Here is a 12506-nt window from a genome sequence, read left to right as displayed (position 1 = left end):
AACGAAAGTCCATTCATACCCCATGGTCAAGGGAGGATCTCATGGCGAATATCCAGGAATTCTTCGAAAACGTGCAGCTGCCCACCATCCCCGACGTGGCGCGCGAGCTGATCGCCACCATGAAGGAGGACGACATCCCCTTCGAGAAGGTGCGCGGGGCCATCTCCAAAGACCCGGCCCTCACGGCCAAGCTGATCCGCCTGGCCAACAGCGCGCGCTTCGGCCTGCCGCGCCAGGTGGCCTCGCTCGACGACGCCATCACCATGGTGGGCCTGAACCAGGTGCGCACGTTGGCCTTGGCGTCGTGCATGTCCGGCGTGTTCAAGGACGCGGCGGGCGTGGATGCCGACGCCTTCTGGAAGGAGAGCATGGCCATTGCCGGCTACTCGCAGTGGCTGGCGCGCACGCTGGGGTCGGACGTGCAGGAGTCGTGGCTCGCGGGCTTTCTGGTGCGCCTGGGCGAACTCATCATTGCGCAGAAGATGCCCGAGCAGATCCCCGCCATCGAACAGCTGCCGCACCACGCGGGCGGCCGCTGGGAGCGCGAGCGCTCGCTGCTGGGCTTTACCGAGGCGCAGGTCACCGGCGAGCTGGCGCGGCGCTGGCGTTTCCCCGACACCATCGTGCGCGCGCTGGAGACGGCCGAGGACCCTGTCGCCTCCACCCCGTTCTGCCGGCTGGGCGGCATCCTGCACGTGGCCACCTTGCTGGCCGAGATCGGGCTCGAAGAGCCCAAATCGCCCGCCGACACCATCGCCAGCCTGCCGGCCGATGTGACCAAGGCCCTGCAGCTCGATGCCGACTGGCTCATCGAGCACCTGCCGCCTGTGGCCAACTATGTAGACGTTTCGGTACGTTGAAAAACACCCCCTGAGTCGCTTCGCGCCTTCACCCCTCTCTCGACTCGCTGCGCGAGTCGGGAGGGGGACGCCCCCAGTGCGGCGGGGCGGCCCTTGCACGGGGGCACTGGCCTGGGCAGCGCCAGTTTCGTGCGGTGTGGGTGGCGCGCAGCCCTGTGAATGACTGAAACGAAAAAGAGGCCCGAGGGCCTCTTTTTTGTGGGCGCTGTCGCAGATCAGCGTGCGCGCGTGGCCGCGCTGGCGACGGCCAGGGCGGTCATGTTGAACACCCGGCGCACCGTGGCCGCGGGGGTCAGGATGTAGGCCGTGGCGGCGCCACCCATGAGGATGGGGCCCACGGTCACGCCACCGCTGGTGGTGGTCTTGAGCACGTTGTACAGGATGTTGGCGGCATCCAGGTTGGGGCAGATCAGCAGGTTGGCCGAGTCGGTGAGCGTGGAATCCGCCATGTAGGCATTGCGGATGTTGGGCTCCAGCGCGGCGTCGCCGTGCAGCTCGCCGTCGCACTCGATCTCGGGGTGGGCGGCCACGAACAGGTCGCGTGCTTCGCGCATCTTGCGGGCCGAGGCGCGCTTGGACGAGCCATAGCTCGAATGCGACAGGAAGGCCACCTTGGCCGGCAGGCCGAAGCGCTGCACTTCCTGCACCGACATCCAGGCGATGTCAGCCAGCTGCTGCGCCGTGGGGTCTTCGTTCACATAGGTGTCGGCGATGAACAGCGTGCCGCGGTTGGTCATCAGCGCGTTGAGCGCGGCGTAGTCGTTCACGCCCTCCTGGCGGCCCAGGATGCTGTGGATGCGCTCCAGGTGCGTTTCGTAGGTGCCCACCAGGCCGCAGATCATGGCGTCGGCATCGCCCAGTGCCACCATCAGCGAGGCGATGATGGTGTTGGAGCGGCGCACCGCGGCCTTGGCCACTTCGGGCGTGGCACCATTGCGCTTCATGAGGCCGTGGTAGTGCTCCCAGTACTGGCGGAAGCGCGGATCGTCCTCGGGGTTGCAGACCTCCACGTCCTTGCCCAGCTGCATGCGCAGACCGGCTTTTTCGATGCGGGCGGCGATCACGGCGGGGCGGCCGATGAGGATGGGCTGGGCGATCTTGTCGTCAATGGCCATCTGCGCGGCACGCAGCGCGCGCTCGTCTTCGCCATCGGCGTAGGCCACGCGCTTGCTGCCTTCGGGCAGGGTCTTGGCCGCGTTGATCACGGGGCGCATCAGCATGCCGGTCTGGTAGACGAAGCGCGACAGGGCCTCCTTGTAGGCCTCCATGTCGGTGATGGGGCGCGTGGCCACGCCCGATTCGGCCGCCGCCTTGGCCACGGCGGGCGCGATCTTCAGGATCAGGCGCGAGTCGAAGGGCGTGGGGATCAGGTAGTCGGGGCCGAAGGTGAGTTCCTTGCCCGCATAGGCGCTGGCCACTTCTTCGCTGATGTCGGCCTTGGCCAGGTCGGCGATCTGGCGCACGCAGGCCAGCTTCATGGCCTCGGTGATCTTGGTCGCGCCGCAGTCCAGTGCGCCACGGAAGATGTAGGGGAAGCACAGGACGTTGTTGACCTGGTTCGGGTAGTCCGAGCGGCCCGTGGCGATGATGCAGTCCGGCCGCACGGCCTTGGCCAGCTCGGGGCGGATCTCGGGTTCGGGGTTGGCCAGTGCCAGGATGATGGGCTTGGTGCCCATGGTCTTGACCATCTCGGCCGTGAGCACGCCGGCGGCCGAGCAGCCCAGGAACACGTCGGCACCGTTGACCACGTCGGCCAGGGTGCGTGCCTCGGTCTTTTGCGCATAGCGCTGCTTGGAGGCGTCGAGCCCGCCGGGGCGGCCGTCATAGATCACGCCCTTGGAGTCGACCATGTAGACGTTTTCGCGCTTCACGCCCAGGCCCACCATCACGTCCACGCAGGCAATGGCCGCGGCGCCCGCGCCCGAGACGGCGATCTTTACCGCGCCGATGTCCTTGCGCACCAGCTCCAGGCCGTTGAGCAGCGCGGCGCTGGAGATGATGGCCGTGCCGTGCTGGTCGTCGTGGAAGACGGGGATGTTCAGCCGGTCCGACAGCTTCTTCTCGATGTAGAAGCACTCGGGCGCCTTGATGTCTTCGAGGTTGATGCCGCCCAGCGTGGGCTCCAGCGAGGCGATGATGTCCACCAGCTTGTCGGGGTCGCGCTCGGCCAGTTCGATGTCGAACACGTCCACGCCCGCGAACTTCTTGAACAGGCAGCCCTTGCCTTCCATCACCGGCTTGCTCGCCAGCGGGCCGATGTCGCCCAGGCCCAGCACGGCCGTGCCGTTGGTGACCACGCCGACCAGGTTGCCGCGCGAGGTGAAGTCGAACGCCTTGGAGGGGTCGGCCTGGATGTCCAGGCAGGGGTAGGCCACGCCGGGCGAGTAGGCCAGCGACAGGTCGCGCTGGTTGGACAGGGGCTTGGTGGGGGTGACCGCAATCTTGCCCCGGCTGGGGTTGCGGTGGTATTCACGGGCCGCGTCGCGCAATGCCTCTTCGGCGGCGGAAAGGTTCTGTGTCATACGGAAATCCTGCAGGAGATTCTCAGCAAATGCCGAAAATGAGCTTACTCCAAGGAGAGAGCTGTCGGAGTGAGGGTTAATGCGTTGATTGCATGGGATCCAACCCGGATGCCATGGGTGCCATGGTTTGGGGGTGGAGGCCTGGCCTTGCCCGGTGGGGCAGGTGAGGCGGGGGGCGGTGGGCCCCGGTGCATGGCAAAAGCCGGATTGTCTTCCTTTTCGGAAAGCCAATAGGCTTATCCAGGTTTGGTCAGTCGTGCCTTTTTGTTGGCTTCCACCTTGCGGGTGGCCGGCGCCAGGCCGGGGATCTCCAGCTGCGACAGGTCCAGCTGGGTCACGCCCATGCTGCGCAGCAACAGCAGAAAGTCGGCGGCCTTGAAGGCGCCCCGGCTTTGCTTGGTGGTCAGGTTGTTGGCGGTCTGGTCGATGCCCAGTTCGGTGAGCAGCTCCGAGACCTCCTGCCAGCCCCAGTGCTTGCCGTTCTTGGCGGCGGTCAGGGCCCGGCGCACCTGGTCCTTGGCCAGGGCGTGGACATCGGGGGCGCCGTCGCTGCGCATGGCGTCACAGGCGCAGCTGGGCGCGCACGCGCTTCATCTCGGCGTGCAGTTCGTCGGTGGTGCGGTGCTTGAACTTCTCGGGCAGCAGGCTGCGGCGCGAGGCCTCGGAGATGGCCAACAGCTCCATGTACTCGATCATCAGCGTGTCACGCGTGGGCATGTAGTCCACCGCGGCCTGCAAAAACACCTCGCGCGTGAGCCGGCCATCGCCGCGCTCGGCCAGGTCGATGGACAGCAGGGTCAGTGCCTCCAGCTCGGCGTTGGAGAACTCGGTGTCTTCGAGCGCGGCCTCCATCCAGGCTTCATCGGCGCCATCGTCCTGCTCCTGCTGCGACAGCGGCTCCACCGCCTTGCCAAAGCGCTTCAAGATCACGCGCACGATGTTCGCGCGCTCGGCACCGTTTTCAGGGAAGAACAGCGGGATCTTGGTGTCGAAGCGGCCGGGCCGCTTCATGTCGGCGTCGAGCTTGTCGGGCCGGTTGGTCATCATGATGAACAGCACCTGGCCGCGGTTGTCGGTGTCCGACATGAACTCCTTGAGCCGCGCCGTCACGCGCGACGAGGTGCCGCCGTCCTCGTCGCCCTCACCGCCCAGGCTGCGGTCGCCTTCGTCGATGATGAGCGCAATGGGCCCCATGGCCTTGACCATGGCCAGCACCTTCTCCAGGTTGCTTTCGGTGGCACCCACCCACTTGGAGCGGATGTTCTTGAGCATCACCGCCGGTATGCCGGCCTCGCGCACGAAGGCCTTGGTGACGAAGGTCTTGCCCGAGCCCATGGGCCCCACGACCAGAATGCCCATGGGGATGCGCGCCACGGTACCCGAGCGCACGGCGGCGGCAATGGCGGCCAGCTCGGCCTTGACCATGGTCATGCCGCCCACGCCTTCCAGGCCCATCTTGGGCTCGACGAACTCGATCAGGCCAAAGCATTCCTGTGTCACCAGCTCGCGCTTGCGCGTGCGCAGCAGCGCGGCGATCTCCTCGAAGGCATTGTTGCCCTTGGCCGGCGCCTTGCTGCCCGGCTGCAGCAGGTGGCGTATCTGCTCATTGGTCTGGCCGCTGGTGAGCTTGGTCAACTGCTTGGCGCGCGCCTCGGCGTCCTCGGTGCCGGCGATCAGCTCCTGGATCAGCGCCTCGCGCTCGGCATCGTTGGGCGCCTGCGCATTGGCGTCGTTGCCCAGCAGGCCGAACAGCTGCACCAGGCGCAGGCCCGAGGCCTGCTGCGCCAGCCGCGTGACCTGGTCGGCGTGCAGCGAACTGTCGGCCATGCGGATGGTGGTCTCGCGCTCGGCCTGGCCGGGCATGGGGATCTCGACCGTGGCGATGCGCGGGTTCGAGAGGATCTGTGCATTCAGCTCGGTCAGCGATTCGACCAGCAGGAAGACCACGTTGTCGCTGTCGCCGATCTGCGGGCTCAGCGACCAGCGGTGCAGCTTGGCGATCGCCTGGCGGTCGTGCATGGTCATCATGCCCGGGTCGCCCGCAGGGAAGAGGGAGCCCGCGTAGTGGATCACCACGGCCGTGCCGCTCTCGTGCATCAGTGCCTGCTCGATGCCCTCCAGGGGCTCGGCCTCGGCGTCGAAGGCCCGGCCCGCCAGCGCGCTCGTGCCCGAGGCAATGCTGTGCGAGAGCACGCGCTTTTTCTTGCCCTCGAGCAGCGAGCGGAACAGGTACTGCTCCAGCTCCACGAACTTGCCATCCATCAGGATGCGGTCGTAGATGTTGCGGTACAGCACGAAGACCGATGCATCGCCGCTCAGGTAGCGCCGGCGCACGGTGTCGACCCAGGCGGGCGTGGCGACAGGCGCTGCGGAGGGAGAGGGTGTGCTCACGGGGTTCCTTGGCGACGGTGGAGCTGCTCTGCGGGCTTGTTACATCTGCTTGGCCGCGCCGCCCTGGGCGCGTGCAGCCTTGAGCTGCGCCAGCTGCGCCTCGGCCGTGGCGCGCGAGGCGCCCTTTTGCAGGCTCTTCATGCGCACATCGAGGTCGGCGCCGCGCAGCTCGTCGCCCAGGTTGGCTTCGGAGATCACGTTGGCGATGTGGCCGCGCACGTTGTCCAGCGCGCGGATCTCGGCGTCGATGGACAGGCCTTCGAGCTGGTTGTGAATCTGGATCTTGGCCTTGGCGCCGGCCAGCTTGGCCAGGTTGCGGTCGCGCTCTTCTTCCACGCGCTTGATCTCGCTCTTCATCTCCAAGAGCGCGTCCTTGATCTTCTCGGCCTCGGCCATGGCCGTCTCGGCTTCGGCCGTGAGCTCGGTCACCGCCTGGTCGTTGTCGTTCTTCATCTGCAGAATGCTCACGGCCAGGTCGTCCTGGTTGGTGTCCATGGCCTGCTGCAGGTTGGCTTCGAGCTGGGCCTGCTTCTGCTTGGCGTTGTGCAGGCGCGTGGTCACGTCGTCACGCTGGCGGATGATGGCGCCCGCCGCCGTCTTCAGGCGGTCGTAGTTGGCCTTCATGCTGTTGATGGAGTTCTCGTAGGCGATTTCGGGGTTGTTCTTCTCGATGCCCGAGACGAACAGCGACAAAAAGCCCGAGAACAGGTTGCCGATGCGGCCGAAGAAGTTGGAAGAAGCCATGGTGCGGTTTCCTTGCTGAAGCTTAGCTGTTGTTGACGTTGTCGAAGAAGGTGCGGTGGTCCTGGGCGAAGGCGACGAAGCCCTGCTCCACCTGGGCCAGCATGGCGGCATGCTGGGCGGGGGGGATGTAGGCAAAGGCGGCGTTCACGCCCTGGGTGGCCCATTCGAAGTGGTCGGCCTCGACGGCACCGCCTTCGCCCGAGTGGATGCCCACCCAGGACAGGGCCTTGTGCCGGGTGCCGCCGATGTCCACCTCGGCGTGGAACAGGCGCTCGGCCAGGTTGCCGCCGGCCTCGCGCAGCGTGGCGCCGATCACGGTGAACTCGCGGTCGGCCAGCAGCTCGCTGCCCAGGTGGTAGCCCATGGCGTGGAAGATGGCATCCAGCGTGTCCGGCTGGCCGCCGCCGTAGCCGCGCAGCACGCCCTGGTTCAGCACCTTGAGCCAGGCGGGCTCGGCCGCCAGCGCATTCACCGTGGCCAGGTCGGCCCCGGGCATGGTGGTCTGCACGATGCCCTTGAGAAAGGCCTGCGCCAGGCTGCGGTGCGGGTCGCGGGCGCGCGTGGAGTGGTCGTCGAACTCGTCGCGCGCCGCATCGAAGATGTAGCTGGCCACCAGCACGTTGCGGTCGGCCGCGGGCAGAAAGGGCTCGGCCGGGTCGGTGAACAGATGGCGCGCGCACCCGATCTTGCCGGCCAGCGAGGCCACGCTGCAGCCGAAATAGCCGTTCCAGGCGATGTAGCGCGCAAAAAAGCGCACCAGCTTGCCCGGCTCGTCGGACACGATGGCGGCCTTGAGCGATGCCTCCATCAGGCGCGTGTACTCGTCGAAATCGACGAGCGTCTGCAAATGGGACTTCTGTACGGTGGTGGTCATCGGGGCCTCATTTCACGGATTGGGCAACGGGGCGGGGTGCCGCGGGTGCGGCGCTGGCCTTGGCCGCAGCAGGGCTGGGCACATGCACGCCGATGGTGTCCAGCTCCTCGCTGATATCGGCTTCCAGGTTCTCTTCGATGGCCAGGCGGTCCACGCTCTCGCGCAGCCGGGCCGAGGCATCGCTGGCCATGGGCATGGAGACGGCCTGCTGGAACACTTCTTCGATGATGTCCGGCATGGAGACCATGGCCGCTTCGATGGCGAACATGCGGCTGCTCAGGCGGCTGCTGCTCTCCAGCAGGCGCTGGTAGTCCTTCTTTGCCTGCAGCAGCTGGCGGCGCTCGCGCTCGTCGGTGGTGGCGGCCAACTGGTCTTCCACGCTGCGCAGGCGGTCGGCGATCTCCTTGCGGCTCAGCTGGCTCTGGCGCTCGTTGGCGCTCACAATGGCCAGCCAGCGCGCCAGGTAGTCGCGCGTCACGTCTTTCAGGCGGTCGATGTCTTCCACGCTCAGCGCGCAGGTGCGGGCCTTGACCATGCGCTCCAGCGCATCGATGCGCTCCAGCGTCTGCAGGTACACGCGCATGCGCTTGGAGGTGGGGTCACACTGGCCGCGGCTCTCCAGCTCCTTGAGCAGGCTGTCGATCTGCGCCTGGTAGCGCATGGCCGCGTACTTGCGCCGCACGCTGTAGCGGAAGGTGGACATGCCCGGCACGTAGAGCAAGGCCAGGCCCTCCACGGCCGCATAGGCCGTGCCTACGAAGATGAAGCCTGGCAGCCCGTAGGGAAACGAGGCCAGCACCGCCAGCGCCGCCGCGCCCAGCGAGGCCGTGACGTTCCACTTGCTGGTCAAAAACTCCTGGATGTAGGGGGGCTCTTCCCGTTCGCCCGGGGCGAATTTCATACGCTCAGCGTGATCTGGCCATGGCCCTTGGCGTCGCGCAGCGACGTGAGGATGCGGTCCTGCATGCGCAGGGTCTCGGTCGAGCGCGCCCAGGCCTCCGAGCGCGGGTGCTCGGCGTGGATCATGAAGTCATCGGCAATCTTGGCGGGCTGGGGCGACAGCACGATCACCCGGTCGCCCAGCGCCAGGGCCTCGCTCACGTCGTGCGTGACGAAGACCACCAGGCAGGGGTTGGCCTTGCACAGTGCCAGCAGCAGGCGCTGCATCTCCTCGCGCGTCTGCGGGTCCAGTGCGCCAAAGGGCTCGTCCATCAGCAGAATGCGCGGGCGCAGCACCAGCGCACGCGCCAGCGCCACGCGCTGGTTCTGCCCGCCCGAGAGCTGTGCCGGGCGCATGGCCTTCTTGTCGGCCAGGCCCACGGCGGCGAGGATGGTGTCCACACGCTCTTTCACCTCGGCCGGGCTGATGCGCCCTTTCCAGAGCTTGAGCGTGAACGGGAACGCCACGTTGTCCCACACCGTCAGGTCGGGCCGGTTGGCATACTGCTGGAACACCGTCACCGCATCGTCGTGCTGGTCCAGGCACTCCTTGCCGTCGATCTCCACCCGGCCCTGGGTGGGCGTCTTCACATTGAACGGGCGCACCCCGCCCATCATGCGCATCAGCGTCGATTTGCCGCAGCCCGAGGGGCCCAGCAGCATGTTGATGCTGGGGTTTTCCAGGTGCAGGTCGATGCCGTCGATCACGCGCAGCACGCCCCGGCCGTTGGCGGCAGGGTACTCCTGCACGATGCCGGTCATCTGGATGGAAATGCTCACAGGGCTCGATGTCATGCTTGGCTTGTTGTATGGGGTCTCAGGGCGATCACACCGTGCTTTCCCACGGGAACATCTTGCGTTTGGCCCAGGTCATCAGCCGGTGCGTGATCAGCGCCAGCGCGATGATGGTGATGATGCCCGCGAACACCTGGTCCATGGCCGAGAAGCGGCGCGCGTTCTGGATCAACTGGCCCAGGCCCTCCTTGGCGTTCACGTACTCGGCCACGGTGATGTAGGTCCACATCACCGACACCGCAATGATGATGCCGTCCACGATGCGCGGCATGGCCATGGGGATCACTGCGCGGCGTATGCACTCCCACGGCGTGGCGCCCAGGTCGCGCGCGCTCACCCAGTACGACTGCGGCACCGAGCGGATCGCATCGCGCACCAGCGGAATCAGGTAGACCACGGCGCCCGAGAACAGGAAGAAGATCTTCATCTCTTCGCCAATGCCGAACCACATCACCATGATGGGCAGCAGCGCCACGATGGGCGCCGAGCGGAACGGGTCGATCAGCGGCGACAGCGTGGCATTGATGCGCGGCGATGCCCCCATCAGGATGCCGATGGGCAGACCGATCAGGATCACCAGGATGCCGGCCACCACCAGGCGCCCGCCCGACCACAGCACCGAGGTCAGGAGCAGGCTTTCCTGGCGCACCGGGTCCCAGGCCAGGCGGTAGAAGGCCGTGGCCACCTCCCAGGGGGCGGGCAGGCGGTTGGAGCTGACCAGACCCGAGGCGCTCACCAGCGCCCAGGCCACCAGCACCGCCACCACGGCGCCCACGCCCAGCATGCGCTGGGTCTGGGGCGCGATCGGGTGGCTGGGGTTCCAGAAATGCGCCATCGCTGCCGCTCCCTCAGCGGGCCAGCACGGCGATGCGCGTGGCGCGGTTCATCTGGCGGCAGGTGTCCAGGTCCACCTCCAGCGCGCCGGGGTTGGCTTCGTTGCAGATCGGGTTGTTCGAGCCATTGCCCACCACCTTGAAGCGCGCGGCGGGGATCTCCCACTGCGTCACCACGTACTTGGTCACTGCATCGGCACGCGCCTTGGACAGGCGCTGGTTGGCCTGCGCACTGCCGGTCGAATCGGTGTTGCCCGAGATCTCGAAGTACGCCGAGCCATTGCTGTTGATGAAGGGCACCACCTGGGTGTCGATCACCTCCTGCGCCTTCTTGGTCAGCTCGGCCTGGCCCACGGGGAAGTTCACGCTCACCGGCTTGGTCAGCGCGGCGGGGCGGGCTTCGGCCTTTTGCATGCCGGCCGTGTCGAAGGTGAACTCGGGCTTGGCAGCGGCAGCGCGTGCGGCCTGGTTGTCCTTGAGCAGGGCGTTGATGAAGCGGTAGTCGAACGAGTTCTGCGGCGAGACCACGGGCGAGTTCGGGTTGGCCAGCGAGCCGGCGGCGCGGTAGATCGCGTCGAACTCGCGGTACACGCGCTCATAGTGGTTGGTGTCGCCCGCCAGGCCCAGAATGCGGGCGTTGTCGTCCAGCCCCGTCCACACCAGGTTGGAGAACAGGCTGCTGATGAAGGGCATGCCTTCCTTCTTGGCCAGCTGGTCAAAGAAAGGCTCGGTGCGCACCAGCGCCTCGGCTGCACCCGCTGGGTTGGCGCGGGCGGCGGTCACGCCGTCCATCCAGCCCTTGACGAAGCCCTGGAAGGCCTGCTGGTTGGCCGGGTCCTGCAGCAGCTTCTGGTTGCACACCATCACGTCGTAGATCAGGTTGGTGGCCACCTTGGTGGAGTACACCACGCGCGCGCCGGGGGTGGACTTGACGGCCAGCGACAGGTCCGGGTCCCACAGCACGGCCGCGTCCACGCTGCCGGCGGCAAAGGCCGCGCGCACGCCGGGCGTGCCCTCGTCGGCGTTGATGTAGACCACGCGGTCCAGCACATTGGCCTTTTGCTTGGCGCTCAGGCTGGAGTTATTGATGGCGTTGATGAACAGGCCGTGCGAGGGCGTGTACTTGAGCAGCGCCACCTTCTTGCCCACCAGGTCCTCGATGCGCTTGATCTCCGGGTCGCGCGCGATCACCGCATCGGCGCCCTGGGTGTTGTCCACGATCATGATGGCGCGGCCATCGAGCTTGGTGTTGATCAGGTTGGGCTGCTCCTGCGCCCAGAAGTCCGAGGTGCGCCACGCGCACTGCGCGGTGTTGCTCTCGAAGATGGTGGTCAGCGTGGGAATGTCGTCCTGGATGATGAACTCCACGTTCACCCCGGCCTTCTGGAAGATCGAGCCCGGCTGCGTTTTCAGGCTGTTGCCGTTGGCCACCAGGGCCGGCGCATAGCCGTGAAAGCTCACGATGCTGACCTTGAGCGGGTTGCCGGGCGAACCCAGGGCCCCGCCCTTGGGTGCGGCGGCTGCCGGAGCCGAGGGCGCGCTGTTGTTGCCGGCCACCACGGCAGGCGCCGAGCCGCTGCTTTGGTTGGCCACCTCGTGCGAGGCCTCGGTCTTGCCGAGCTTGTCCTGCACCCACATCTTGCCGCCCATGTTCCACAGAACGGAACCGGCAGCCCCCACGACGATGACCGCGATCAGCGCCTTGCCCAGACCAGTCAGTTGCATTGCTCTACTCCTGTTATTTATTTTTGAATCGGTGAACCACCGGAGAACGTGATGACGATCTGGCCGAGGCGGTTCATCTCCGCATCGAGCCGGGCCGACTCCCTGTCCCCCGCCTCCTGGTTCGTCTTGGCGGCCGCGCGCACATCGGCCATCTGCTGCGCGGCACGCGCCACGCCGCGGTCCAGCAGCGCCGTCAGCTCGGCGATCTGCTTGCGCACCTGCGCGCTCTTGTCCTGCTCTTCGGCCTGGATGGCCGCGATCTCCCGGTCCGCATTTTGCAGTGCGGAAGCCACTTGCTGGGCGATTTTCTGCTTGGCGATGGCCAGCGCCTTCACCTTGCGTTGCGCGTCCAGCACGGAATCGTCCACCGTCCAGCTGTCGTCGGCCTCGTCCATGGCGCGCACGGCCTGCTTGCGCACCTCCATGGGCATGCTCTCCAGCCCTGCCATCAGCTTGAGCAGCTTCTCGGCGGTATAGGCCACCATGGGCACATTGGCCTCGCGGTACAGGTCGGCAAAGTCCTTTTGCTCTGCCACCACGCTTTGCTCGGGTGCCAGCACGGGCTGTGGCGCCGCCACAGGCGCGGGCGCGGGTTCCGGCTCCGGTTGGGGCTCGGGCTCGGAATAGGCTTCGGCAGGCGTGTCGTCCTGGGCGTGGTCCTCCGGGTCGAGCGTCACAAGCCCGGTGGCCGCCAACATCTTGCTGAATTTCGTGCGCATGGGATTCCTCGCAAAGGAGCAATCAATGTAACGTACTGCACGGTACGCGAGCTTGCACCCGTGCAAGTTGCGCGCCTGCAAAGTGTGTCCGATGCCACGCTTCA

The 12506-nt window shown here is 66.7% G+C and carries 11 protein-coding genes; 1 reads left to right on the top strand and 10 read right to left on the bottom strand.

What is annotated here, in order from left to right:
* The first annotated feature begins 41 nt into the window (after positions 1-41).
* The gene (locus HNP48_RS10620) at positions 42-860 is read left to right on the top strand and encodes an HDOD domain-containing protein (RefSeq protein WP_184856880.1); all 819 of its coding nucleotides are present in this window, start codon (positions 42-44) and stop codon (positions 858-860) included.
* Between the two features lie 215 nt (positions 861-1075).
* Here the strand turns inward: HNP48_RS10620 and HNP48_RS10615 are convergent, their stop codons facing one another.
* From HNP48_RS10615 to HNP48_RS10570, 10 genes are all read right to left on the bottom strand, one after another.
* Positions 1076-3382 (bottom strand): NADP-dependent malic enzyme, encoded by a 2307-nt coding sequence (locus HNP48_RS10615; RefSeq protein WP_184856879.1) that lies wholly within the window; start codon positions 3380-3382, stop codon positions 1076-1078.
* A 236-nt stretch (positions 3383-3618) separates the two neighbouring features.
* The gene (locus HNP48_RS10610; RefSeq protein WP_184856878.1) at positions 3619-3939 is read right to left on the bottom strand and encodes a DUF6471 domain-containing protein; all 321 of its coding nucleotides are present in this window, start codon (positions 3937-3939) and stop codon (positions 3619-3621) included.
* Between the two features lie 4 nt (positions 3940-3943).
* Positions 3944-5773, bottom strand: coding sequence for an AAA family ATPase (locus HNP48_RS35650; RefSeq protein ID WP_184856877.1), 1830 nt, complete (start codon positions 5771-5773; stop codon positions 3944-3946).
* A gap of 39 nt (positions 5774-5812) precedes the next feature.
* Positions 5813-6517, bottom strand: a complete 705-nt coding sequence (locus tag HNP48_RS10600) for a PspA/IM30 family protein (RefSeq protein ID WP_184856876.1) — start codon at positions 6515-6517, stop codon at positions 5813-5815.
* Between the two features lie 22 nt (positions 6518-6539).
* Complete coding sequence (locus HNP48_RS10595; protein ID WP_184856875.1) at positions 6540-7391, bottom strand: hypothetical protein; 852 nt, start codon at positions 7389-7391, stop codon at positions 6540-6542.
* Between the two features lie 7 nt (positions 7392-7398).
* Complete coding sequence (locus HNP48_RS10590) at positions 7399-8292, bottom strand: hypothetical protein (RefSeq protein ID WP_184856874.1); 894 nt, start codon at positions 8290-8292, stop codon at positions 7399-7401.
* Complete coding sequence (locus tag HNP48_RS10585; protein ID WP_184856873.1) at positions 8289-9125, bottom strand: ABC transporter ATP-binding protein; 837 nt, start codon at positions 9123-9125, stop codon at positions 8289-8291. Before HNP48_RS10585 ends, HNP48_RS10590 begins: the two co-directional genes overlap by 4 nt.
* Before the next feature lie 31 nt (positions 9126-9156).
* Positions 9157-9960, bottom strand: a complete 804-nt coding sequence (locus tag HNP48_RS10580) for an ABC transporter permease (protein ID WP_184856872.1) — start codon at positions 9958-9960, stop codon at positions 9157-9159.
* 13 nt (positions 9961-9973) lie between these two features.
* On the bottom strand, positions 9974-11683 hold the full coding sequence (locus HNP48_RS10575) for a phosphate ABC transporter substrate-binding/OmpA family protein (RefSeq protein ID WP_184856871.1): 1710 nt from the start codon (positions 11681-11683) through the stop codon (positions 9974-9976).
* A gap of 17 nt (positions 11684-11700) precedes the next feature.
* Entirely contained in the window at positions 11701-12402 is a 702-nt protein-coding gene (locus tag HNP48_RS10570) for a hypothetical protein (protein WP_184856870.1), read from the bottom strand.
* Between the last annotated feature and the right edge of the window lie 104 nt (positions 12403-12506).

Origin of the sequence: Acidovorax soli (genome assembly GCF_014207955.1) — a bacterium.
Taxonomy (GTDB): domain Bacteria; phylum Pseudomonadota; class Gammaproteobacteria; order Burkholderiales; family Burkholderiaceae_C; genus Acidovorax; species Acidovorax soli_A.
Note: the sequence above shows the minus strand (reverse complement) of the source record. Positions and strands in the feature narration are given on the sequence as shown.

Bases quoted from the DNA above. Each gene is read 5' to 3' on its own strand.
- HNP48_RS10620 (WP_184856880.1), top strand. From the start codon at position 42: ATGGCGAATATCCAGGAATTCTTCGAAAACGTGCAGCTGCCCACCATC.
- HNP48_RS10615 (WP_184856879.1), bottom strand. From the start codon at position 3,382: ATGACACAGAACCTTTCCGCCGCCGAAGAGGCATTGCGCGACGCGGCC.
- HNP48_RS10610 (WP_184856878.1), bottom strand. From the start codon at position 3,939: ATGCGCAGCGACGGCGCCCCCGATGTCCACGCCCTGGCCAAGGACCAG.
- HNP48_RS10600 (WP_184856876.1), bottom strand. From the start codon at position 6,517: ATGGCTTCTTCCAACTTCTTCGGCCGCATCGGCAACCTGTTCTCGGGC.
- HNP48_RS10595 (WP_184856875.1), bottom strand. From the start codon at position 7,391: ATGACCACCACCGTACAGAAGTCCCATTTGCAGACGCTCGTCGATTTC.
- HNP48_RS10590 (WP_184856874.1), bottom strand. From the start codon at position 8,292: ATGAAATTCGCCCCGGGCGAACGGGAAGAGCCCCCCTACATCCAGGAG.
- HNP48_RS10585 (WP_184856873.1), bottom strand. From the start codon at position 9,125: ATGACATCGAGCCCTGTGAGCATTTCCATCCAGATGACCGGCATCGTG.
- HNP48_RS10580 (WP_184856872.1), bottom strand. From the start codon at position 9,960: ATGGCGCATTTCTGGAACCCCAGCCACCCGATCGCGCCCCAGACCCAG.
- HNP48_RS10575 (WP_184856871.1), bottom strand. From the start codon at position 11,683: ATGCAACTGACTGGTCTGGGCAAGGCGCTGATCGCGGTCATCGTCGTG.
- HNP48_RS10570 (WP_184856870.1), bottom strand. From the start codon at position 12,402: ATGCGCACGAAATTCAGCAAGATGTTGGCGGCCACCGGGCTTGTGACG.